Source organism: Brumimicrobium aurantiacum, from assembly GCF_003402975.1.
GTDB lineage: Bacteria > Bacteroidota > Bacteroidia > Flavobacteriales_D > Crocinitomicaceae > Brumimicrobium > Brumimicrobium aurantiacum.
Map to the genome: position 1 here is coordinate 201,508 of NZ_QURB01000004.1, position 26,984 is coordinate 228,491.

Below are 26,984 nucleotides of genomic sequence, written 5' to 3' on the forward strand. Positions count from 1 at the left end.
TATCATTTTTTCTTGGCTACAATTTGGTCTTTAAACTTCAAATTGATTGATTCATATTTACTCCATCCTTCGTAAGGAATTACTTCGTCATAAAAGGTTGTTAGTTTTTTAAACTTATCTACAACCATCTGTTCTGATTCAGCTTCTCCGAAAATAATTCTGTGTTTTCCTACTCGGGGGATCAGCACAAAACCATCATTTAATGTATAATGAACCTGAACAATTTGCGCATTATAAAATGCATCATTACAAACATACTTCGAAATACGATAGATTTGATCTAATTTGCAGATAGTTTTCAAACTATCATTGTTAATTAAGTCATTATATTCCGTTTTGGTACTCATTACTTCCTCTAAGCCAGTGAAAGCAAGAATCTTTGGTTTAGAATAAGGAGATAAACGCATTAATTTATAATCGTTATCAATATAAAAATCTACGTTACCACTGCCCATTATTCTCGCAATTGGTCTACGTGTTTTAACATCAATGTGCCATTGATTATCCAACTGCATGTAAACATCTGCAGTTAACACTTCATTCATCCCTTCAATATAGTTTTCAATCTCATCAATTTTCAATTCTGATTTTGACATACTATCTCTAAACAAATGCAAGGTGTACAATTCTTTAAGCAACTCTTCTTCAGTTAGAAGCGTAACACCATCTTGCACATTCAAATTGATGATTGGAGCTCCCAAACGTTGTTTTGCAATCTTCTGATTTGCTGCAATCAACAAGAAAACTGTTCCACCAAAGATGAAAACCAAAAGCGCTATTTTCAAGAATCTTATCATACAATCAATTCAGAAATTGGAGTTACTAATTGGTCAATATTTCCTGCACCTACAGTCAAAATCACTCCTTTTTTAATATTTTTCAAAGATTTAACTGCATTTTCAGGTGTCAACACTTCCGTTTGAACTTGAACTAATTCAGCTAAAACCTCGCTGGTTACACCAGGAATTGGCTCTTCTCTAGCAGGGTAAATCGGCAATAAAAACACCTGATCTGCTTTACTCAATGAATTTCCAAATGCCGACATAAAATCTTTGGTTCTAGAAAACAAATGAGGTTGAAACACAACATAAATAGGTAAATCCTTATAAATCAATCGTACAGAATCAATCAAACGATCAATCGCTGTAGGATGATGTGCATAATCGTCAATATAAATTAATTCGTCTTTGGAAGCAACAACTTCAAATCTTCTTTTCACCCCTTTAAAACTCATCAATGCAGGACGAATTTCATCCATAGTCATCCCAATTGACTCACATAAAGCTATTACTGACAAGGCATTTTCAGCATTGTGAATTCCCGGCAAACCTAGTACAACATCACGATAAACATGATTAGGCGTAGTTACCGTCATTTGGAAATTTCCATTACGAAGTTCCAAATCACTCCCTTTGTAATCAACTTTTTCATCTGTATCAATTCCGTAAGTAATTCTTGGCAATTCCTCACCTACAGCAACTGCATGATGTACAATCAATTTTCCTTCTGGATTAATCAGTGAACTGTATTCTTCAAAGGCCTCTACAAGAGTTTCTTTGGTATTGTAGATATCAAGATGATCTGCATCAGTCGAGGTAATTATTGATGAATAAGGTGACAATTGATGAAAACTTCTATCGTACTCATCTGCTTCAACAACCATCCATGGACTTTCTACTTCTAGCAGTAAATTCGAATTAAAATTAGCACTAATTCCTCCTAAAAACGCATTACATTTTAATGATGTTTCAGATAAAACGTGAGCTAGCATTGTAGAAGTTGTTGTTTTTCCGTGCGTTCCCGCAACAGCTAAAGTCTTATAATCTGCAGTAATTTCACCTAAGACTTCTGCTCGTTTTTTAATCTTATAACCTTTACTTTGCAGAAATTTCAATTCCTTCATGTGACTTGGAACTGCAGGTGTTACCACAATTAAAGTATCTGCAACTTCACCAACTAAAATATTTACATCAGCACCAAGATCACGATAATGTACCTCAATACCTTCCGCTTTCAGTTGTCGGGTAAGTTTTGTTTCGGTTTTATCATATCCTGTAACACGAATATTCTGTTGCTCATTAAAATACCTTGCCAAAGCAGACATCCCAATCCCACCGATTCCAATAAAATAGATATTTGAATAATTCATTTTCATTAATCGATGATATTATTTATCACATTTATAATTCTTTGATCTGCATTATCAATGGCCTTTTGCTTAATGTTAACAGAAAGATTTTCCATTTCTTGAGAATCGCTTAACAACTTCAATAGTCGAGAAACGAGATTTTCTCTTGCACTAACATCCTTCACCAAAATCGCTGCCTTGTCTTTCACAAGCGCCATTGCATTTTTCGTTTGATGATCTTCAGCCACATTTGGTGAAGGCACCAAAATAGTTGGTTTACCTATAATACACAATTCAGAAATAGCAATAGCTCCAGCGCGTGAAACAATGACATCAGCAGCTGCATAGGCCAATTCCATATTATTGATAAATTTGGTCAAGACAATCCCTTTCATATCCATTGAAGATGTTATCTCAAGCATTTCTTCATATTGATAACTTCCCGATTGCCAAATCAATTGAATATCTTCTTTCTGTAAGCGAGCAATTTGATGAACAAAACTTTCATTTAAGGTTTTCGCTCCTAAACTCCCACCAACAACTAAAACTGTTTTTTTGTTTGGATCTAATTTAAAATACTCAAATCCTTTTTGTCGTAAACCATCAATTTTTACCACTTGACTTCTTACGGGATTTCCAGTAATTACAATCTTTTCTTTTGGAAAGAACTTTTCTAAGCCTTCATAAGCCACACAAATTTTGGTGACATTTTTCGAAAGAATCTTATTCGTTTTTCCTGGGAAAGAATTTTGCTCTTGTACAATCGTTGGAATATTGAGCATACTCGCAATTTTCAAAGTAGGTGCGCTTGCGTACCCTCCTACTCCAATTACAACATCAGGATTAAAATTTTTGATGATTTTTCTCGCCTTCAACAAAGAAGCCAATACTTTGAAAGGAAGGAGAACATTTTTAAAAGTAATGCGTCGCTGAAAACCGCTGATCCACAGTCCAACAATTTTATATCCAGCTGCAGGAACTTTAGTCATTTCCATCTTACCTTCAGCACCGATAAAAAGAATATCAGCTTGAGGATTTTCTTCCTTGATTTTATTGGCGATTGCAATAGCTGGAAAGATATGCCCTCCAGAACCACCACCTGAAACTATGACTTTGTTAATGCTCATCTATTCTGATTTTTTATTAGAATTTAAAGACTTTCCTTCCATATCATTTTTATAGGCGATACTTAAAACTATTCCTAACGAAACACAACTCATCATCATTGCGGAACCACCCATTGCAAGAAACGGCATATTTTGTCCAGTTACAGGCATCAACCCAGTACAAACAAACATATTTACCATTGCTTGAGTCAACAATAACAACCCAATTCCGATTGCAAGGTAAGTTTCAAACAAATTCTTTGCATTCAACCCTATACGTAAAATACGGTAGAACAAAATAAGGTATAAGAAGATGAGCAGTACAGCACTAAACAATCCAAATTCTTCTACAAAAGACGAGTAATAAAAATCGGCATAAGCCTCCGGCGTATAATGTTTTAAATCACCATCACCAACACCTACTCCAGTATATCCGCCATTATGAATCGCTAATTTTGCATTTATAGCTTGCATGTTCTCTACAGAAGCTCCTTCTTCCCCATAGGCTTTAAAAAATCGATTTACCCATGTATCGAAACGAGGTAAAATATTCAATGCTGGCAAAGCAATATGTGTCAAGATCAAAACTCCGGCTAACACAATTCCACTACCGATAAACGTTAATATTTTACTCATTGGAAACTTTCCGATAAACAATAAAAGCAGACTCACCATAAAAATAATGGCTGCAGTAGAAAAGTTATCTTTTGCAATCAATCCACAAATCACGAGAATTGGGAAGATAATTTTGAAGATACTATTTTTCCAAGAAGTGAAATATTCTTGTTCACTTACCAATCTCCGTGAAAGCAAAATAACCAAGGCTAGTTTTGCAAAATCGGAACTCTGGAAAGTAAGTCCAATAATAGGGACACGTACCCAACGAGAGGCATCATTTACACGCACTCCAAAGAAAAACGTGAAAACCAATAATCCAACTGCAACAATAAAAATAAATTTTGACAGCTTTTCAATGTATTTGGGGTCCTGTCGATGAACCCAATACATAGCCGAAAACCCAATAACAATATAGATTACGTGTTTAAATAAATAACTAAATGGGGTTCCTCCTTCTGTTTTTACAAGGATAGGCACGAAACTATAGACACTCACCATAGAGAGTCCAAGGAATAAAATGGTTACGATCCAAATTACCCTGTCACCTTTTAGATATTTTAAAAATTTATGCACTTACTTTTTTCTTAAAAATTTATTTGCTGTTCAAAAATCCAACAACTAAGGCTAAGTATGAATTCAATTATGTTTCACCTAACTAAGCTTTACAGTTAAACACTGAACTTGCATTTATCACCAACTTGAGCTTTAAAGAGTAAGGCGATAACCTTCTCCATATCACCAACAAGATTGGTCAATTTAAATTAAACTTAAAGCGAACGAACAGCATTTTTAAATTGCTGACCACGGTCTTCATAGTTTTCGAATAAATCAAAACTAGCACATGCTGGAGACAACAAAACTGTTTCATCTTTTGTCGCAAATTGATAACCATATCCTACAGCTTCAACTGGAGATTGAGTTTCAACGATAGTGTCAACAACATCAGAAAAAGCATCCATTATTTTTGAATTATTTTTCCCTAGACAAACGATCGCTTTTACCTTTTCTTGAACCAAAGGGAGCAATTCATCATAGTCATTTCCTTTATCTACACCACCAACAATCCATACAGTTGGAGATTGCATACTTTCTAAAGCATACCAAGTAGAATTGATATTTGTTGCTTTCGAATCGTTGATGAACTGAATTCCGTTTACTTTGGCTACAAACTCTAGACGGTGCTCAACATTTGTAAAGTCAGCTAAACTTTCACGGATATTTTCTTTTCTCAACTCAACCAATCTTCCAGAAATTCCTGCAACAAGAGAGTTTTGTACGTTGTGCTTACCTTTAAGCGCTAAATCATGAATCGACATAGTTAATTTATTTTTTATTGTTATTGTTTGATCTTCGTCATTATAAAACCCTCCTTCAACCGTATCATCTTTCAATGAAAAAGGAAAGGTTTGCGCTTTAATTTCAAGCGACTTTAATTGTTTTTTAATCTCTTTATCATCTGCATTATAGATAAAAACATCATCTGCAGTTTGATTTTGGATAATTCTCATTTTAGCCTTACCATATTCAGTAATTGAATCATTGTATCGGTCTAAATGATCTGGTGTAATGTTTAGCAGAATAGCGATGTCGGCTTTAAAATCATACATATCCTCTAATTGAAAAGAACTCAATTCGATAACATAATAATCAGCTTCGTCTTTGATCACGTTTCTTGCTAAACTCACTCCTACATTTCCACCTTTTTCTACTTTTAATCCTCCACTTTCTAAAACATGGTGAACCAAATATGTTGTGGTGGTTTTTCCATTACTTCCAGTAATTGCGATTAACTTAGCATTGGTGTAACGTGAAGCAAATTCTATATCACAAATCGGGGTAATCCCTGCTTTTCTAATTTCCTGAATCAAGGCACTACTATTTGGAATTCCAGGGCTTTTGATGATTAAATCAGCCGCCAATACCTTTTCCATTGAATGACCATTTTCTTCAAAGAGAATTCCATTCTCAAAAAGTTCGGTTTTAAACTTTTCTTTAATGATACCAGCATCACTCACGAGGACTTCAAAACCTTTCGCTTTTGCCAAAAGTGCTGCTCCTACCCCGCTTTCTCCAGCGCCAAGAATTACGATATTTTTCGCTTCTTCTTTCACCTTATCTCAATTTCAATGTTACAATTGTAATTACAGCCAATAATATCCCCACTATCCAGAAACGCGCGACAATTTTAGCTTCGTGCATTCCTTTTTTCTGGTAATGATGGTGCAATGGAGCCATCAGGAAAATTCTACGTCCTTCCCCAAATCGTTTTTTGGTAATTTTAAACCATCCTACTTGTAGAATTACAGATAAGTTTTCTACTAAGAACACTCCACATAAAACAGGAATCAGAAGTTCTTTTCGAATTGCAATCGCAAAAACAGCAATGATTCCTCCGATGGCTAAACTTCCAGTATCTCCCATAAAAACCTTTGCTGGATAAGCATTGTACCATAAAAACCCGATACAAGCCCCAACAAATGCTGAAATAAAAATCACCAACTCCTCAGCATACGGGATATACATCACATCAAGGTAGTCAGCAAACTGAACGTGGGCACTCACATATGCCAATACCGCCAATGCAATACCTACAATTGCAGATGTTCCTGTTGCTAAACCATCCAAACCATCTGTCATGTTCGCTCCGTTCGAAACTGCGATAACAATAAAGATGACGATAGGAATAAAAATAATCCAACCCCATGATTTAGCGTTATCTCCTAAAAACCAGTTATAATTGATTTCGTTATTTTTTACAAAGGGAATAGTCGTTGTCATATCACGTGTTTCAATCCATTGAACATCGCTATCTGCAGCCACATTGTGAGATTCTGTCACAAAAGTCTCACCCGTTTTCAACTCATAATTTGCTGCAACTTCTTTGTGTACTTTAACATCAGGATGAAAAAACAACATTGCTCCGACAATAACACCTACACCAATCTGACCAACCACTTTAAAACGACCCGCCAAACCTTCTTTATTCTTTTTAAGTACTTTGAGGTAATCATCCAAGAAACCAATTGCACCTAACCAAACTGTAGCAATTATCATTGTCAATACATAAACATTGTGAAGCTTGGCAAATAATAATGTTGGAATTAAAATTGAACCAATAATAATTAAACCACCCATTGTTGGCGTACCTTCTTTTTCTTTTTGACCTTCCAAACCTAGATCACGTACACTTTCTCCCATTTGCATTTTACGCAAAAGGTTGATGAGTTTATTTCCAAAAAGAACAGAGATAATCAAAGATGTGATTAACGCCATTCCCGACCTAAATGAAATGTAATTGAAAACTCCAGCGCCTGGGAAGTCTAAGGTGTCCAAATAATTAAATAAATAGTACAACATTATTTCTCAAATTTCATTAGTAATTCTTTCAATATTTCTAAATCATCGAAGTCATGTTTAACTCCGTTAATTTCTTGGTAAGTTTCATGACCTTTTCCTGCGATCAATATAATATCTCCAGGTTCAGCCATACTACAAGCTGTTTTTATTGCCTCTTTTCTATTGGCAATGCTTATGGTTTTCTTAAAATGCTCTCCACCAACTCCAGTCATCATTTCTTCAATAATCACTTCAGGGTCTTCAGTTCTTGGGTTGTCAGAAGTTAAAATCAATTTATCACTGAATTCACAGCCAATTGCCGCCATTGTAGGACGCTTTGTTTTATCTCTATCACCTCCACATCCAACTAAAGAAAAAACTGTTTCATTCCCTGTTCTGATATTCCCAATTGTCTTTAACACATTTTCCAAAGCGTCTGGCGTATGTGCATAATCTACAATACCAATGACACCTGTCTCACTTTTGAAATACTCAAAACGACCTTCAACCGATTTCAACTCTGAAATAACACGCATTACCTCAAGTGAATTATCCGTCAACTGTTCTGCAATTGCATAAACCAAGAGAATATTATAGGCATTAAAATCTCCGATCAACTGCGTGTAAAGCTCTGTTCCATTAAGTGAAAGCACCAATCCTGAAAAGTTGTTTTCTAAAACTTTAGCCTTATAATCAGCAACACCTTTTAAAGCATAAGTGATTTTTTTTGCTTTTGTATTTTGCAACATCACTTCTCCATTCTTATCATCTGTATTTGTTACAGCAAACGCTTCAGCTGGCAAATCATCAAAGAATTTCTTTTTAACATTAATGTATTCTTTAAAAGTATTGTGATAGTCTAGGTGTTCGTGTGTAATGTTTGTAAACGCTCCACCTGAAAAATATAAATCTCCAATTCTGTTTTGATGAATTGCATGTGAACTCACCTCCATAAAACAGAATTCACATCCAGCATCAACCATTTCAGCGAGCAATTTATTTAAACTCACTGCGTCTGGTGTAGTTCTTTCTGTAGGAATTGAAACATCGTTAATCTTGTTCACAACCGTTGAAATCAGTCCCACTGGAATTCCCATTTTCATAAAGAGGCTGTACAACAAAGTCGTTGTTGTCGTCTTTCCGTTTGTTCCTGTGATACCAATTAACTTCAACTTTTTAGAAGGTTGATCATAATAGTTATTAGCCAAAACAGCTAGTGTTTTATGTGCATCATCAACAATCACGTAATTAATTCCTTCTTTAATATCATTTGGTTTATCCTCACAAACAATTGTGGTTGCTCCTTTCTCAATTGCTTTATTGATAAAGGTATGACCATCTACCGCAGCACCTTTTATAGCTACAAAAAGATCATTATCACTCACAATACGAGAGTCAAAAACAAGCTCATTAATTTCAGTTGCAGTTGTTCCTACCACCTCTTTCAAAGAGCTTCCGTATAATATGTCGCGTACACTTTTCACTTTCTAATTCGGTTTTAAATTCAATTCAATAAGTCCACCTGGAGCAGATAAAGTCCCCGGTCTAATCGATTGCCTTCTCACAATTCCATATCCAGATGCATGAACGATCAATCCTTGCTTTTCTAATAGATACATAGCATCCACTAATCCCATTCCTCTTACATCAGGAACCACATCTTTTTGCTGATCAAAATCTGTAAACGAAACAGCATTACCTTTTACTCTTTTCGTTTTCACCCAATTCTGATTTCCATTGAATTCCTTCTTTACATCAAATCGATTCAATACTGTATTGATATCATATCTACTTCCGTTTTGAACATAAGGAACACTTGTGATTGCTGGCTTTTCATTAATTGCTTTATGGTAGTTATAACTTGATGCATAAACTTTATTGGCAATCGCAGAGAACACAGTTCCTGAAACAGAAGCTCCGTAAATATCATCTGTAGGGGCTGCAATCACAACGATACAAGAGTAAATAGGATCATCCGAAGGAAAGAATCCTGCAAAAGAAGCAATGTACTTTTTCTCACCTTCCGCTCCATAACCTTTATTTCTATTCGCAATTTGAGCCGTTCCCGTTTTACCTGCGATTTTAAAATATGTTGAATTCAATCGCTTACCCGTTCCGTTCACCATCACCCCTTCTAAAGCCTCTTTCATCGCGTCAATCGTTTTTTGACTACTGATTTTTTCGCGAACTACAACTGGTTCGAATTCTTTGATTACATTTCTATTGTTAATTACTTTCGACACGAATTGAGGTTTCATATACTTACCATCATTTGCCACTGCATTATAAAAAGCAAGCAACTCTAATGGAGTCAACTGAAACTCGTATCCAATTGACATCCAAGCCAAAGATCCTCCCCACCACTGTGATTTACCAGGAGTAGAATAAGTAGGTTCTGCTTCCCCTTTAATCTTAATCCCTGTTTTCTCTGTCAAACCAAATTGCCTCATTTTATCAAGGTAACGTTGTGGTTCATTTCTATAATTATTGAAAATCACTTTTGAAATAACATTTGAAGAATGTTCAAAGGCCTCCTTAATAGTAATTTTACCATAACCCCAAGGACGAGAATCACGTAAACTTCTATCGTAAAACTCATATTTACCAACAGCATTAACCGTATCTGACAAACTAATTTTACCATCTTCAAGCGCAGCCATTAATGAAGCTAATTTCATTGTAGACCCTGGCACTTCTCTAGTTCCAATCGCATGATTATAAACCTCACCATATTCACCATCGTTTTTCTTTTGAAGATTCACCATCGCTTTTACGAAGCCTGTCTTCACATCCATCACGATAGCACAACCATAACGACCTCCTTTGGTTTTCAATTGGTTTTCTAACTCAGTATGTGCCACTTCTTGAATATCCTTATCAATAGAAGTTACGACATCATAACCATTAATAGCTTCACGCACAACAGTCCCGGTTGGCTTCCATGAATTAGAAATCAATTGCTCCAACACCACTCCGTTTTGCCCTGCTAAATATTCATTATAAGCACCTTCTAAACCAACCAACAAAGTATCTCTTTCGGTACTTTTTACATACCCTAATGTTCTTGCCAACAAATCATCATTCGGTCTTTTACGAATAATCGTCGCATTATTATCTATAATACCACCTTTGTAACGTCCTTTTTCAAAGATTGGTAATTCACGCAATTGCTTCCTTACTTCATTGGTTACTTTCTTTTGAATAAGTACATACCTCCTTTTTCGAGCTCTAGCCCCTCGTAAGTACTCCTCATATTCACGCGCTGTTTTATCTTTAAAAATTTTTGATAAACCAACACTTAACCCTCCAATTCCACTGGTCCACAATTCATCTTTCACCGTTACAGGATCCATATAAATATCATAGAAAGACACTGAAGTCACCAATGGATTAAGGTTTGCATCTAGAATCTCACCTCTTCTTGGCTCAACAACAGCAGAACGCTGGTGCAAACGATCAGTAGTTGTCGTAAAGATTGTATCACGACCATCCATGACTATGGTAAAAGTCTTACCAATAACCACAAGCATTGCAATGACTACTAAAAAGTAAATCAAATACGTACGTACTACTACTGCTTTTGGTAACTTCATTTTATACTAACTTAATCTTCTTCTTTTTTTACTCTGATCACCTTAGTTGGGTTAATCGTTTCTTTCAACCCAAGCGGCTTTAAACGCTCTATCATTTCTGTTCTTCGTGTCACCTCTTCCAGTTTCGCCTTCGTTTCTACATAATCAGCCGTAATACCACCCACAGCTTTTTCTTCTTTCGTAATATCATTTGCCAATTGATGCACATAATACCCTTTAGAAACCATCAAAATCATCAAGAAGATGATGAAGAAAATGAAGTTCAAATTATTCATCACAAAGTCCTTCGTCAAAAAATCACCATTCATGATTTGCACCAAAGACTTCGACTGCTTTTTACTTGCAGTAGCAAAACGACTCTTCTTTTTGCTCTTTTTCGCCTTTTCTTTTGTCGACTGACCTGATATGTAATTATTACCCTTCATTTCTTTCTGCAACCCTTAACTTTGCACTTCTCGCTCTTGAATTTCTTTCTAACTCTTCCTCGTCAGCAACAACAGGCTTACGTGTTATCGCATTTAGAGGCTTAAGAACATTTCCGAAAAAGTCTTTCTCAACTTTCCCATCAAACTTTCCACTCTTAATATAATTCTTGACCAATCGATCTTCTAAGGAATGATAAGACATCACAACGAGTCTACCTCCTGGATTCAATACTTCCGCAGTTTGCTCCAACATACGCTCCAACACATTCATCTCGTCATTAACTTCGATACGAATCGCTTGAAATACTTGAGCGTAAAATCTATTCTCCTTGAATTTTGGTGCAATAGGTTCCAACACATTTATTAATTCTCCTGTTGTTGAAATCGGACTTGACTGACGCTTTAAACAAATCGCTTGAGCAACACGACGAGGAGATTTTACCTCACCATATTTTCCAATCATGGTCATCAATTGCTCTTCTGTATATTCATTTACAACTTCAAAAGCAGAATCTCCACTTCTCTGATTCATGCGCATATCTAACTTTTCGTCTGCGCGAATACTAAAACCTCTTTCAGGCTCATTAAATTGATGAGAAGAAACGCCTAAATCAGCTAATATCCCATCCACCTTTGTTATTCCCAACATACGAAGTTGATTCTTTAGGAATGAGAAATTTGAAGCTACAAAATGGAAATTAGGTGCTGTCCATGCGTTCTTTTTCGCATCAGCGTCTTGATCAAAAACAATTAAACTTCCTTTCTCAGAAAGCAATTTATAAATTTCTCGTGCGTGACCACCTCCACCAAATGTTAGATCAACATAGGTTCCGTCTGGATGTACATCCAAACCATCAAGACATTCCTTAAGCATTACTGGAACGTGGTATCCGTACTGATTGTTACTCTCCTCCATCTTCTAAATTACCCATTACCTCATCTGCTAAATCAGCAAAATCCAACATGCTTCCTTCGATCATTTCGAAGTAAGTAGATTTATCCCAAATCTCAATTCTGTCATTGTAAGCAATAATCATCGCTTCTTTTTTCAGACCGACACGCTCCATGTGCGCCGAAGGGATTAGAACACGTCCTGTTTTATCAAGAGACACATCTTTTGCACCTTGATGAAACAATCTGTAGAACATCCTATTCTTCGGTTTAAACAAATTGATTTTCGATAGTGACTCACTCAACTTCTCCCATTCATTCATCGGGTAGAGCGTTAAGCACTCCTCAAAACCTTTGTTCAACATAAAACTTTCTTGGGCAGCAGGAGACAATTGCCTTCTCAAATGAGACGGAAATAAGAAACGCCCTTTGGCATCCAATTTCACTTCATATTCTCCTACTAATCCTGCCATGTACTTTAATAATGCGTAAAAATAGTGGAAATTCTACCACATTTTACCACTTTAACTCAAGTGTTGAAAACTATTTACGTTAAACCAGTAGAAAAAGTTACACTTTTCTCTCTAAAAGTCCATAATAGCAGGAATATAGTACAAAAAATCTATAGTGGTAAATTGTGGGACATTTTTTACATTGTTAATAATTATTCATTAAAGAAGATAGGTTATGCAATAGAAAAAAGCACATCATTCTCTACTCCAAATACCTGGAAATCTTAATGTTTGAAGAACAAAAGAGGTCATAGAAAAAGTTTACCACAAATCAAATTATGATGGTTTGAACAGACTATTTTATTTTATAAAATGACCTGAATTTTAGGTTTGAGAAAAATAAAAAAGGGACACACCGATTAGTTGAACCAATGGGTCATATTTGAAAGTAAAAAAAAGGGAAAGGAAGCTAAAATCATACAAGATGTATAAAATCAAAAAAGGCTACTCCTTTAATGGAACAGCTCTTCTTCTTGATATTATAATAACTAAAACACGAAAGTTATTCTATCAATATTTTTTCAACCATCCTATACTTATTGTTTTCAAACTCAATTTCAACAAAATAAAGCCCATGATTCACATGTTGTAAATTGACATGATTTTTACTCTCTAAAACATTTTTCTCACTCATCACAACACGCCCCATAGCATCATAAACACGGAAATTGTAAGCCTCTCCGTTAAATTGGTGTATATCAATGGTGAATTTTCCTTTGGTTGGATTAGGATAAATCACAACTTTAATTTCTGGAGTTTCTGTCTCAGCTACTAAATTTAATGCAGTAGTATCGCCTGGTTGATAACTCCATACACCTCCCAATTCGTTACCAACAAATAAATCATAATCTGACCCTCCTCTAATTTGACTAATGAAAGGTGCCGAAAAACCTTTACTATCAATATTACAGAAATTATCTGATTCTAACATAAATGATTCTCCAGGCTGTAGATGATTATCAATTCTAGAATAATAAGATATAGTTCCTGACCTTGAACCAGCAAACAAAAGGGTTTCTCCATTTTCTCTAACAAATCGAGGAACTGCAATTGATTGTTGATAATTTGAAGATGACAAATTAACTTGCCCAAGCTCTGGATTCGTTAATTCAAAAGCAAAGCTTGCGTTAGAACCAACATTTCGATAATACAATAACGGTCCGTTTCCTTGACCAATAATTAAATCTATCAAGCCATCATTATCCAAATCAAACAATTCTGGAGTGGCATAATTTGGTACAGCTATTTGACTTCCATTAACATCCTGAAGAGGAACATGAACTGTATTAAAATTCATTGGTCCTTGCCCTCCTCCATTCTCATAGAAGAACAAACTTCCATTTGAGATGCCAACAATCATATCATAATCTCCGTCTCCATCCAAATCACCGAAACTTGGACTCACTCTTCCAGAAAAACCACTATTTTTAAAATTCTCCCAATTTTCATTCATCAAACGGAAGCTTGGCTCCTGATTCGTTCCAACATTTTGATAAAACTGAATTTTAGAATAATTGCCTGCGACCTCATCAAAATTAAAATGATTGGCCACCAACAAATCTATTAAACCATCATTGTTTACATCTACTAAAACAGGTATTGCCCCTTTCCCATTTTCAATCATTTCACTTTGTAAAAAATCATTTTCAACAAAGCTAAAAACGGGAACACTACTTGTTCCTATGTTTTTATATCGCCATACACTTTTAGTGTTTTCAGAACTTCCCGCAGCAGTCGTAGAAACAACCAAATCTTTCAAACTATCACCATCAACCTCTTCATAGTAAGCGGTTAGAAAATTTGACATATTCAAAGGAACATCATAACTTGGAAATTGAGCATCATAGCTTGTCATTAATGCATTATTATTGGGATTTGAACCTCCATTGATCAACATCGTTAAGTTACTGTAAGAGACATCTCCAATGATTAAATCCTGTAATCCCGAACCATTGATATCTAACGCTAAAATCGATCCACCAGAGTGTCGAGGTACTGCTTGTTCAACCATTCCACTTGAAGAACCACAAGGGGCTAAAACACTATTCAATTCTATAGCATTTCCTGTAGCATCTTCCATGAAATCACCCCAACATTCTTCTTCAATTTCAAATATTAATGAATCTGAATGTCCATAAGTTTCTTGTGACAAATTCTTGTGCCACTCGACCCGTGAAACAGAACTATGAAAAGTAAGCACATCAATATCCTGATCACCATCAACATCAACAAATGCAGGAATTTCATTTGAAGCCACATATAAATTTGATACGGAATTGAAATAAACTGTTTGAATAGGGTCTTTCACCAATTGCCATGACACTCCATTATTTGCATTACTGGTGTTTTTATACACCTTGACCCCGCCAATTGCATAAGTAAACAAGTCCTTTAATCCATCATTATTATAGTCGATTAACTTTAAACGATAGCGAATATCAGCAGGAAAGACTGAACTAGCGTAATGATCATAGTTATAGGTTGCTACCCCTCCTTCTAGCTTTTTATTGAAAACTGAAATCAATCCGTTTTCTGGTTCAAACGCAACTATTTCTTCAACTCCATCAAAGTCTAAATCTATGGTTGAAAATTGAGGATGATTCATTCCACCGCACCACGGCATAGACAATGTATCCATTTCTTTCAGCACTTGAATATCGTCATTGTAAACAAAGTTAAATTGAGCTGAAAGTTGTTTACTATGGATTAAGAGGATTAAAGTTACACCTAACAATCCCATCAAAACACGAATTTTATTTCCCATCTATTTTCTATTTTATCATTAAATACTAAACGTTAAAAACGAATTATTTCAACAGATTTACGTGTCCTTGATATTCTCTTTCTTCGAATTCTCCACTTACAGTGAGTACGATTTTCCAGATATAAGTACCTTCTTCAGCTGGACGATTGCCATTTGCTCCATAGGTTCCATCCCAACCCTGACGTGGATTTAAGGATTCAAACACGGTTTCTCCCCATCTATTAAAAATCATCATTTGAAAGGATGTAATATTACTTCCTGGTGGGAAATTAGGTACGAATGATTGATTGTGATCATCAAAGTCTGGTGTAAATGTATTTGGCACATAAAGAACAAAGTCGTCTTTAAACTGAATGATTTTACAAATCTCATCTTCACATCCAAAGCGAGAAGTTACTTTTAAACAAGCTCTAATATTTTTACCAATTTCGACTTGATCAAAAATTACATTTGGATTTTCTAAGGTCGAAGTTTCACCAGTTTCAAACGACCAATCGTAGAAGGTTTCACCATAAGAGTTATTTGTAAAGCTCACCTCGTTATTGATGACAGTTGGATTTTCTGGATTAAAAAAGAAATCAGCTGTTGGATATTCATCTACACAGATATAATCAATGTATGTGGTATCTCCTAAACAACCATATTGAGATTCAACTTGAAGATTTACATCATAACAACCTTGTTCGTCAAAAACATAATTTATCCCTGAACAATCGTTAAATGTTTGTCCATCTATTGACCAAATACAATTTGTGCCAACGTCATTCGGATCCGTTGTGTTTGAAAAATTTACACTTAAAGGAATACATCCTGATAAAACATCCGCTTCGAAATGTACCTCAGGTGTATTGTGCAACAAAACATCAATAGTGTCTGTCACTTGATCACCACATTGATCTGTAGCCGTCACAATATAAGAGAAATCAGCTCCAGGATTTACATTCAATTGATTCGTTGTTTCACCTGTATTCCATTGGTAACTATAAGCAGGCAATCCATCACTAGCTTGAGCAGAAATTGCGGCTTGACCTTCAGGACATATTGTTGTGTCTAGTGAAACTTGTAAATCGATGATTGGAATAACCGTTACTGTTACTGAATCGGTAGGAACTGTACAACCATTCTGATCAAATATCGTTAAAGTATAGGTCTCTGTTTGACTAGCAATAATCGGAAGAGTATCGGTCGTTGAACCTCCATTTCCCCACTGATAGATATATGGCTGAATTCCACCTGTTGCTGTTCCAACAAGCTGATAATTGTAATTATTACATACTGTCGTATCGTCAGTCAATTCAAGCTCCAACTGATCGGCTTCCCAGATATTTACATTTTGTTGTACAAGACAACCATCAACATCTTTAGCTACGATTAGATAATCATCGGCACATAAGCCTGAAAAAGTGTTGGAATTTTGGAAAGTTGCTCCACCATCCATTGAATATTCGGAGGCCGTTGGAGAAATCACTTCTATTTCTCCATCACAATCTCCAAAACATGTAACATTTGATTTCACAACATTGGTGATTTCCACTGAGTCTGGTTCATCAACAAATGCATCAGTTACGATCTGACAACCATTTCCATCCTCAATAATTATATCATAATTATCTGAACATAAATTAATCGCTAAACTATCAGTTGTACCAGCAACACCTTGCACCCAATTATAGGAATAAGGTAGAGTTCCTCCAGAAACATCAAGTGAAATTTCTCCATTACAGTCACTCGCACAAACTGCATCCGTTACAATTGTATTATTCAATACTAATTCAGTAGGTTCTATAATCGTTTCTTGCCCAGAAACTGTACAACCGTTATTGTCTTTAACTACAATGTCGTAGGTTCCAGCAGCAACAAAATTCAGAGAAGTAGATGTATTAAAAGTTAAACCACCATCAAAAGAATACTGATATGAAGGAGTCCCGCCAGTTGCCGTAACATCAATACTTCCTGTTGAGTTTTGATAACAAGTTAATGGAGTTGGAACCGAGGTATAACTTAATTGTGTTGGCTGACCTAATGTAAACTGTTCCGTATCCGTACATCCATTCGCATCTTCAACGGTTACAATATGTGTACCAACTGGTAAACCAGTCAACGTAGCGCTGGCTTGGGCTGTACCTCCATTCACTGTATAAAACAAGCCACCTGTTCCTCCAGTTGCATTGACAACAACTTGCCCATCTGAACCCCCAAAACATAGTGGATCAGTTCCTGTCACCAAATTAATTACAGGAGACGGTTCATCAGTTACAGTTTGACTTCCTGATGCTGAACAACCATTATTATCTTCAACAACTAAAGCATAGTTTCCTGCATTAAGACCTGTAAAAACGTTTGATGCTTGGAAAGTAACGCCATTATCAATACTATAAGAATAACCTGGCGTACCACCTACTGCTGTAATTGTGATTTCTCCATTTGGATCACTACAAATCGAGTTGTTTTCAGTACTTGTAAATTCAACTGAATCAGGTTCAGCAACGGTTAGATTTTCAGTATAGACACAACCATTAGCATCGGTTACCGTAGCAGTAAAGCTACTTGCACAAATACCTCCTATCGTGGAATTAATCGTTGTATTCACTCCGTTATCAATACTGTAAACATATCCTGGTGTTCCACCACTTGCATTAAATACCACTTCACCATCACAAGATCCATAACATTCTGTATCTGTTATTGTAAAAGTGGAAGTCACTGCTGTTGGTTCATTAACTACAATTGATTGAGCCATCTGACAACCCAAGGCATCTTCAACAACAATATCATAGGTTCCTGCTGCTATTCCTAGGAAGTCGGGACTATTTTGGAAGCTTATACCATTATCTTTACTATAAGTATACCCAGGTGTTCCTCCTGAAACTAACAAATGAATTTCTCCTGAATTATCATTAAAACAATCTAGGTCAGCTACAGTTTCTACTATTTGAATTTCTGAAGACTCCTGAACATTGAATGTTTTAGATTCAGTACAGCCATTATCATCTCGTACAATTATCGTATAAGAATTTGCTGATAAACCAGTAAATGTTCCCGTTAATTGATAAGTTGTTCCTCCATCAATACTGTATTCATACACACCTGAGCCTCCAACAACATTTACAACATCAATTTGACCTGTAGATTCACCAAAACAATCTACATCTTGAATAACTCCGTTGAAATCAATTTGATCTGGTTGGGTTAACGTAAAAGGTATGGTAACCACACAAAATCCATTATCTGTAATTGTTGCGATATGTCCACCAGCTGTTAGCCCTGTAAATACACCTGTTGGTTGAGTTATTCCATTATTATCCACTTCAAAGACAATTGGTGTAGCTCCTCCAACATTTTCTACTTCAACAGCTCCATCATTTCCACCGTAGCAAGTAATATCAGTTGTACTTACTAGATTTCCTAACATTTGAACATCATTCACACCAAAATACGCAGAATCTAAACATCCTAAATCGTCCATTACTGTAATTTGATATGCACCACCAACAATATTTGGAAAAGAACCACTGGACTGATAAACAGAACCATTTATTGAATACTGAAAAGGTGGATTTACCCCACTCGCACTTACTTCTAAAGCACCGTCATTAAAACCACAATTTGAAGGAGTATTCAACACCTCTGTTAATGGAATTCCTGGAGGATTATTCAACGTTTCGGAAACTGTAAATTGACATCCATTATCATCTTCAACAGTTATTGAATAAGTCCCTGAAGTTAAACCTGAAAAAACAGCATTTGATTGTAAAGATCCACCATTTATACTATAACTAAAAGGAGGTGTTCCACCATTAGCTATAACTTCAATTTCACCATCGTTTCCATCTTTACAAAGTGGATCTATTCCATCCAAAGTTGCTGTTAACAATGTTGGTTCATTGATTATTTCAACAGATTGGGCTAAACATCCACTAGCATCACTTACTACAACATCGATATTTCCTGCGCATAAATTATTTAAGGTATTACTATTGATGAAAGAAACTCCATTATCACTCGAATATGTATATGGACCATTTCCTCCAGTTGCATTCACTATAATTTCTCCATCACAACTACCATTACACAAAGCATCATTTACTGTTGCCGTAAAGGTAACTTCAGTGGGCTCTTGTATTGTAACACTTGTGGAAGCTGTACATCCATTACCATCTTCTATTTCAAGGGTATAGGCTCCCGCAGATAACCCCGTAAATAAATTAGATGTTTGTTGAGGACCACCATTAATAGCATAATTTACCGTAGGTACAGCATTTAAGGTTGATACAGTAACAGTTCCATCACTTCCTCCGTAGCATGTAACATTTGTTTGGTTATCAATAGCAGCTGTTGGTACGACAACATCATCTATTTGAACTTCAACAGTGTCTGTACATCCATTATCATCCATTACTACAACAGTATATATTCCTGATGCTAAACCTGTAAAGGTTCCACTATTTTGGTAAGCCCCTCCGTTTGAAAAAGTATAATTTGGAGTTCCTCCAGTTGCGTTCACTTCAAACTCCCCGTTATCTAATGCACAAGTCGCATCTTCAGAATTAGAAAGACTGATTTGTACAGCAGACGGTTCATTAACCGTTTCATTTAAAGTTAAACTACAACCTTTACTATCTGAAATTTCAATTTGATAGCTTCCTGCAGAAAGCCCTGTAAAAACAGAAGAAGTTTGAGGGGTTCCATTATTTAAAGAATAACTATATGTGGGAGTACCTCCAGCAACACTAATCACTGATATTTCCCCGTCAGCACTTCCATTACATAATGTTAATTCCGATTGGGTTGTCCCTGTTAGCGCATCTGGTTCTGAGACAACAATTGACTCATCTGCCGTACATCCCACACCATCAGTAACAGTAACATCGTAAGTTCCAGCACTTAGATTTGAAATTGTTTGTGAAGTTTGTCCAACAGGAGTTCCGCCTTGAGTCCAATCATAAGTATAAGGAGCAACACCACCAACAGGGGAAATTGTTGCAGAACCATCTCCTGCATTGTTACATGTTAAATCCACAAAAGATGTTGTTACTGGCATTGGCGAACCTGGAGTGATTGTGAATGTTCCCGTTAAGTCGCAACCAGCACTATTCGACACCGTATAATTATAATTTCCGGGTGCAAGGTTATTAAACACTCCTGTTGTATTTGTAGCCGTCTGAGGTCCTGAAATCTCATAGGTATACGGTCCAGACCCTCCTGTGACAGTTAAAGTTGCGCTACCTTGATCTGTTCCCAAACAAGGCTCAGTGGTTGTAACTACATCTATGACTCCAGGATCTACTACATTTATAGTCACAGCATGATTGTTTTGTCCTTGAATTGGACAGGCATCATCTTCAACCAAGAAATTAAGTGTTTGGGTTCCTTGGGTGGTTGTTGGTGTCCAACAAACAGTTAAAACCAATGGGTTTGTACCTGTTGTGGTTACAGTTGCACCTGGCAGTATACTTGAGATGTTGGAATTTACTGTTAGTTCGTCACCTGTATCAGGATCGTTAAAAACAACATCAAAACAACCATTTTGTCCTTGACACAATGAAAGATCATTTGGACCATTTTGAACGATGCTTCCCGTAACATTACTTACTCCTGCAGTTGGACCTTGGGGCGTTTGATTTGAACAATTCTCTACATAAACTTGATACTCATATTCAGTTATTGTTACGACCTCCCCGTTATCATTATATTCAGTCATTTGAATCACAAAAATATAGGCTCCAACAACAGTAGGAGTAAAAGTTACCGTACCAGAAACAGGATCAATAAAAGCTCCAGGAATAGGTGAATTTCCAGCAAAACCTCCTTGATAATTTACATTATTCGTTAAATTAGTTGCAGCTGGAATTAAACTATATACGATAGAATCTCCATTTGGTTCAAATGCGCCTAAATTATAAGATACTGGTTGATTTACACAAACATAAGGCTCTGGCTGTCCAGAAATCTCTGGAGAATCATTACAATTATCAGTTGCAGTATTGATCTGTGTTGAGATAAAAAATGTAGGTTGACCATTAACATTTTGCGTTGAGTTTCGACAGCAAATTGAATAACCGATTGACCAAGTATCACAATCGTCTAAGGTTACTGTACCTTCGAAAATATACTGTTCATAACCTGGGTAATGTCCACCGTTACATGTTGTATTATTTTGTTGCTCTGGACAAACTTGAGAAACTTCAGTTACAGAGGTTTGTGTCAGATTTACTCTGAAATCATTAATTCCACAAGTATTGGAAAATTCAACACTTTGATTTGCTCCAAGTGTGACACCAGAACAATCTCTGTAAAGAATTAGTTTAACGTTGTAAACACCAGGAGTACCTGTACATTCCATCTGGATATATCCTCCTGCGACGTGACTTGCATTGGCTTCTTTGGAGGTAAAAAGAAAAATAAAGAATATTATTTTTAAGGCCAGCAAGTAAATACTTGAGTTCTTCATAGTAGTAATAGTAGTTTTTAGTAGTAAAATTCGTCATTTTTAAATGACGTTAAATTAAATTCACTTTAAATAATTTACAACAAACTATTTATAGGACTAATCTAGAATTAATTTTCTAACTAACCAAGAATTTTTTCGTTTTTTAAAAGAAAGCTCGTACTTCAACCCCTCCTGAATGAATTGTTTTACTTTCTTCAGATTGACGACCATTATATTGAATACTTATCTGAAGATTTTTTGATATATTCCGCTGATAGTTAAGATTCCAGGTGTAATTCCTTCCAGGTTTAAGCGACTCCAACATTTCATAGGATAATGCACTATTTTGGTCACCTGAATAATTAATTGAAACAATTTTTATTTCACTTGTTAGACTTCCTTTTTCAACTTGATTCCATTTAATGCCAATTCCTAAATCTCCAATATACGCTGTTTCTCCTCCTAGATCAACATCATTTGCTTTCTCCTCATACCTTCCACTTAAGGAAATTCTAAAGGTTGTATTTGGTTGGTAGACAAATTCAGGTACAATATTGTGGTAGTTAATGGTATAATCTCTTCCACTTGTGTAATCAGCAGAAGATGCTTTCACTCCTTTCTCAGCTTCCAACTTCAAGGTGAATTCTCTTAATATATTCCATCGTAAAGAAAGCGCATTAAATCGTAAATCTCGCGCATCAAAACCATTGGCCAATAATGTTTTTGAACCCGTTTCAGAATAGGTGTAATCGGCTGCAAAAACAGGGTTCGTTCGATTAAAGAATACCGTATTTCGAATTATCGAATTAAAGCTGATGAGGTTTGTATCTGCAATTCTTTGATCAAGAGGGTTAAATGTTCTTGCCGACTGTTCCGACAATTTTTTATTTACTCTAAATCTTGTTTGATTTGAAAATCTTGAAAGTAGTTTAAGTACTTTCCCTTTGTTTTTCCATATTCTCTCTGGTCTCCAAAACAAAGTCTGATTAAACTCATTGGAATAGGTTCTAACATATTCATCACTCGGGGTGAAAACTCGAATATATTGTGCTTGATCTGCATATTGAGCAATTTCAAATTCATTCAAATCCTTTACCCCATCACCATTGTAATCGTTCCATGTATATACTCCTTGTCCTGCATTCACCTCAATGTACAAAAATTCTTTTTTTAATTCCAAGCCAGAACCAACTTCATAAAAAGTACTTGTTGTTAAAGCATTTTTCCATAGATTTAATCGATAATCAATTCTTCCAATAAATGTGTTTTCTGGCTGTTGATCAATCAAGCTTTCATCCGTGATTTCTAGAGTTCTATAGCTCATCATCGTCGTTAATGTAGAGGTTGAATTTGTAACCCAGTTATAGTCTGCTCCTACACTTCTTCCTTTTGCGGCATTACTTAATCTTATTGAATCACTCTTCCAATCATACCTTTCTTGATAAAAAACCTTGAATTTATTTTCTAAAGAATCTGAATTTGAAATATAGACTTTCCAATCATACCATTGGTAAGAGTTCGTTTGAAGTAAAGTGTCATCACTTCTAAATTTATTCAATTCATGATCGTCTTCAAAACCAATTTTAATGGGACCTAAAGCTTGGCTTATATTAGATTTATGTCTTATATAAGTATTATCTTCTGTTGAAATAGCGTTCAAATAACTACCATTAATTTGGGCATCGAATCCATTTTTTGACCATTTTCCTTTTAATTGACCTCGATTTCCTTGATAATCATCTCCTAATGTAAAGTTTTGAGCTGTTAATTCTACACCACCATACTTCTTATTTTCAATCCCGCCTGATAAATAAGCCAAAACTTCTTGACCTTCGAAACCTTGATTTTGGATGTTCCAATCACGATCAAATTCAACTCCCCGATACCGTTCTATCTCTTTAAAATATTGGGTTCGGTATTCAAGATCTAAACTTGTTGTTATCAACCAATTTGAACTTGTATCACCTCGCAAATGAAACTGACCCTCTATACTGGTTTTATTGGCAAAGGCACGGTTATCATTATTATCTATGCGTGAAAAGGAATTTTTATCATTATTGGTTGTACTCAACTCTGTCATTAGCCTCCATTTTTTATTGAAACGATAATTAATTCCGGCAGAAATCATGGAGTTTTTTTTAGGAGTTACAATCAATCGTGAAGGTTCATAATCACCTTGAGGAACACCACCAATTGGTGCAATCCACTTATAAACACGACCGACAGCTGTGAATCGATCAAAAATATAGTTACCGTTTCCCGCACCTACATTAGTGAAAGTAGCGGAGTAAAAAGCAGAGTCTGGGCTAACAGAATAAACCAATACAGAATCCATTCCTAAAGTATCTACAAGTTTATAAGTCACCTGATTGTCGACAAATCCAATACTATCAATGGATTGGTTTCTCGCCAAATCTAAGCTATCACCAATTTCGCTTAAGAGTAATTTATCTTGGTTACTTAAACTTTGTTGAAGTGATTGATTCTTTGCATCTTGTTCACTGTACATATTCATCCAAAAATCAAACTTTTTAGATTCATAAGTTGCCCCTGCCTGAAAAAGAGAACGAGCATAATTTTGGTCTGTGTATTGAAATTCAACGATAATTCTTGAATCCTTTGTAATTTGATTTCTGGGTGTAAAAATCAATTCGGCACTATTGTAATTAATAGTATAATCAAAATCTTGTCCACGCTCTAACAACTCACCATCAAGGTAAACTTTTTCAGTCCCTGACAAGACCATGATAAAGGGTTCGTTCTCACTACCAATTAATCGATAGGGGCCTTGACTCCCTTCCATTCCTTGAATCACATTTCTCGAAAACTTTCCTTTAGATAATGCCCCCGCGCCTTGAACTGTCCATTTCGCGTCTTTCTCTCCCCAAGAATATTGACCAAATAATCCTTGTGCTCTTTTATTATAATTCGCAAAATATCCGGTAGGTTTTTTCAACCAAAAATCTCCTGCAATAATTTTATATTCTTTCCCATATAATTGAATAAAAACTTGATCAAATTCTTGTATTTGGTTTGTATTCCCATCAGGTTGAATTGGCAAATTATCATCTGTCACGGTTGCCAGGATATTCATATTTTGGGAGATTTCACCTGACAATTGAAGGTTAAGAGAAGAATTAACCGATAAATCTTGTGAATTTCCAAAGCTTATTCCACGTGAAATACTTCCCGATTTCTTAATCCCTTCATCAGAAAAGAAATTTGCTTGTTGTTGCTCTTCTCGATAAAAATAATCCTCTAGCTTTCCTTTTTCTTGATATATCATTGAAGTATCAATTCTTTGTACAGGTCTTTGAAAGTCAATATCAAAAACGCGATACTTCAATTGAAGCGTATCTTCACATTTAGATTGAATGAAAAATTGTTTGGTATTACCATCAAAAAAGTAGGAGGAATCATTGATCAATTGATCACCACAGTAAACTTGAAAAGAAGGTTCAAAAATGGTTAAAGTATCAATAATTAAAGTGTCATTTTGAGGAAGTACTTTTTTCCATCTTAAGTTAGATGTTTGACTGAATAATGGAGTATATCCCATCATTACGACCACAAAAATTAATATTGATATTCTTAAGAACAGATTCATTCCAATAGCATAACGATTCCCGAGTGGATTTGGTGCTTAAAGATAAAAATAATCTGAAGCAGTTTTATTCAAACAAACTTGCAGAGAAAAGTAAATCAATAAAAAATGCCTCAAGAAAAATCTCAAGGCATTTCTATATTAATTATAAACTTTTTTAAACGTGTATTGCTCTATCTCCAGTTGCGTCCATCGCCGCTTCACGAATCGCTTCGGAATAGGTTGGATGTGGATGAGACATGCGTACAAGATCTTCTGCTGATGCACGGTACTCCATAGCAACAACACCTTCCATAATTAAATCTGCAGCACGTGCTCCAATCATATGGAAACCTAGAATCTCGTCTGTTTCTTTGTTGGTGATGATTTTAACTAAACCTTGAATATCTCCAGATGCTCTAGATCTTCCTAGTGCTTTCATTGGGAAAGAACCCGTTGAATATTCAATACCAGCCTCTTTAACTTCTTGTTCAGTTTTCCCAACAGAAGCAACCTCTGGCCAAGTATAAACAACACCTGGAATTAAATTGTAGTTGATATGTGGAATTTGACCTGCAATTTTCTCTGCAACGAAAGTGCCTTCTTCCTCTGCTTTATGGGCTAACATCGCTCCACGAATAACATCTCCAATTGCGAAAATATTATCTGCAGAAGTTTTTAAGTTATCATCTACCTCAATTTGTCCACGATCGTTGGTTTTGATGCCAACATTTTCAAGACCTAATCCTTCAGTATACGGCTTTCTACCTACAGCAACTAAACAGTAATCTGCTTCAAAAGTTACCTCTTTGTCCTTTTTATCAAGTGCAGTTACAACAACACCTTCGCCTTTATTTTCAACATTTTGAACCTTATGTTTCATGTTGAATTTCATCTTCAATTTCTTAAGAACTCGTGTAAGCTCCTTCCCCATTGTTTGATCCATTGTAGGGATTATTGAATCAGCGAATTCTACAACCTCAACCTTAGTTCCCAAACGCGCGTAAACAGAACCTAACTCAAGACCAATTACACCACCTCCAATTACAATCATAGATTTTGGAATCTCTTTTAGCGATAAAGCTTCAGTTGAAGTTATGATACGCTTTTTATCTGGCTCCATACCTTTAAAGTAATTTGGTTTAGAACCTGTAGCGATAATTGTTTTGTCTGATTTTATTTCAGTTTCTTTACCTTCACCATCTACAATCTTAATGGTATTTTTATCCACAAATGATCCCACACCTTGGTGCACGTCAATTTTGTTTTTATCCATTAAGAATTCAATTCCTTTACATGTTTGATCTACCACTTTATTTTTACGTTCGATCATTTTTGAAAAATCAGGTTTTAAATCTTTCAATAAAATCCCATGCTCTTCAAAGTTATCTTTTGCATTGTGGAAATGCTCACTAGAATCAAGTAAAGCTTTTGAAGGAATACATCCAACATTCAAACATGTTCCGCCTAAAGTATTGTATTTTTCAATGATTGCTGTTTTGAGTCCAAGTTGTGCACATCTAATAGCGGCTACATATCCTCCAGGTCCAGAACCAATGATTGTTACATCGTATTTACTCATGATAAATTTATATTTT

At 35.6% G+C, this 26,984-nt stretch carries 15 protein-coding genes; all 15 read right to left on the reverse strand.

Annotated features, from left to right (window positions below; translation table 11 throughout):
- Window positions 1-2: 2 nt before the first annotated feature.
- The gene (locus DXU93_RS08445; protein ID WP_116880844.1) at window positions 3-797 is read right to left on the reverse strand and encodes a cell division protein FtsQ/DivIB; all 795 of its coding nucleotides are present in this window, start codon (window positions 795-797) and stop codon (window positions 3-5) included.
- Complete coding sequence (murC, locus tag DXU93_RS08450; RefSeq protein WP_116880845.1) at window positions 794-2,155, reverse strand: UDP-N-acetylmuramate--L-alanine ligase; 1,362 nt, start codon at window positions 2,153-2,155, stop codon at window positions 794-796. Before murC ends, DXU93_RS08445 begins: the two co-directional genes overlap by 4 nt.
- Window positions 2,155-3,255 carry an undecaprenyldiphospho-muramoylpentapeptide beta-N-acetylglucosaminyltransferase gene (gene murG, locus DXU93_RS08455; protein ID WP_116880846.1) on the reverse strand — a complete coding sequence of 367 codons (1,101 nt, stop codon included), beginning with the start codon at window positions 3,253-3,255 and terminating at the stop codon, window positions 2,155-2,157. Before murG ends, murC begins: the two co-directional genes overlap by 1 nt.
- Complete coding sequence (locus DXU93_RS08460) at window positions 3,256-4,425, reverse strand: FtsW/RodA/SpoVE family cell cycle protein (RefSeq protein WP_123776091.1); 1,170 nt, start codon at window positions 4,423-4,425, stop codon at window positions 3,256-3,258.
- A 194-nt stretch (window positions 4,426-4,619) separates the two neighbouring features.
- A complete protein-coding gene (gene murD / locus DXU93_RS08465; protein ID WP_116880848.1) occupies window positions 4,620-5,963 on the reverse strand; it encodes a UDP-N-acetylmuramoyl-L-alanine--D-glutamate ligase in 1,344 nt (447 codons plus the stop codon).
- A 1-nt stretch (window position 5,964) separates the two neighbouring features.
- Entirely contained in the window at window positions 5,965-7,209 is a 1,245-nt protein-coding gene (gene mraY / locus DXU93_RS08470) for a phospho-N-acetylmuramoyl-pentapeptide-transferase (RefSeq protein WP_116880849.1), read from the reverse strand.
- A complete protein-coding gene (locus DXU93_RS08475) occupies window positions 7,209-8,672 on the reverse strand; it encodes a UDP-N-acetylmuramoyl-L-alanyl-D-glutamate--2,6-diaminopimelate ligase (protein ID WP_116880850.1) in 1,464 nt (487 codons plus the stop codon). The genes mraY and DXU93_RS08475 overlap by 1 nt, the downstream gene beginning before the upstream one ends.
- A gap of 3 nt (window positions 8,673-8,675) precedes the next feature.
- Window positions 8,676-10,781, reverse strand: a complete 2,106-nt coding sequence (locus DXU93_RS08480; RefSeq protein ID WP_116880851.1) for a penicillin-binding protein — start codon at window positions 10,779-10,781, stop codon at window positions 8,676-8,678.
- An 11-nt stretch (window positions 10,782-10,792) separates the two neighbouring features.
- Entirely contained in the window at window positions 10,793-11,206 is a 414-nt protein-coding gene (locus tag DXU93_RS08485; RefSeq protein WP_116880852.1) for an FtsL-like putative cell division protein, read from the reverse strand.
- Window positions 11,196-12,122: a 16S rRNA (cytosine(1402)-N(4))-methyltransferase RsmH gene (rsmH, locus tag DXU93_RS08490; RefSeq protein WP_116880853.1), complete on the reverse strand. Its 927-nt coding sequence runs from the start codon at window positions 12,120-12,122 to the stop codon at window positions 11,196-11,198. Before rsmH ends, DXU93_RS08485 begins: the two co-directional genes overlap by 11 nt.
- A complete protein-coding gene (gene mraZ / locus DXU93_RS08495) occupies window positions 12,109-12,570 on the reverse strand; it encodes a division/cell wall cluster transcriptional repressor MraZ (RefSeq protein ID WP_116880854.1) in 462 nt (153 codons plus the stop codon). Before mraZ ends, rsmH begins: the two co-directional genes overlap by 14 nt.
- Window positions 12,571-13,111: 541 nt before the next feature.
- Entirely contained in the window at window positions 13,112-15,373 is a 2,262-nt protein-coding gene (locus DXU93_RS08500) for a T9SS type A sorting domain-containing protein (RefSeq protein WP_116880855.1), read from the reverse strand.
- 43 nt (window positions 15,374-15,416) lie between these two features.
- Window positions 15,417-21,824: a T9SS type B sorting domain-containing protein gene (locus DXU93_RS08505; protein WP_116880856.1), complete on the reverse strand. Its 6,408-nt coding sequence runs from the start codon at window positions 21,822-21,824 to the stop codon at window positions 15,417-15,419.
- A gap of 142 nt (window positions 21,825-21,966) precedes the next feature.
- Window positions 21,967-25,410 (reverse strand): hypothetical protein, encoded by a 3,444-nt coding sequence (locus DXU93_RS08510; protein WP_123776092.1) that lies wholly within the window; start codon window positions 25,408-25,410, stop codon window positions 21,967-21,969.
- Between the two features lie 154 nt (window positions 25,411-25,564).
- Window positions 25,565-26,968 carry a dihydrolipoyl dehydrogenase gene (lpdA, locus tag DXU93_RS08515; protein WP_116880858.1) on the reverse strand — a complete coding sequence of 468 codons (1,404 nt, stop codon included), beginning with the start codon at window positions 26,966-26,968 and terminating at the stop codon, window positions 25,565-25,567.
- Between the last annotated feature and the right edge of the window lie 16 nt (window positions 26,969-26,984).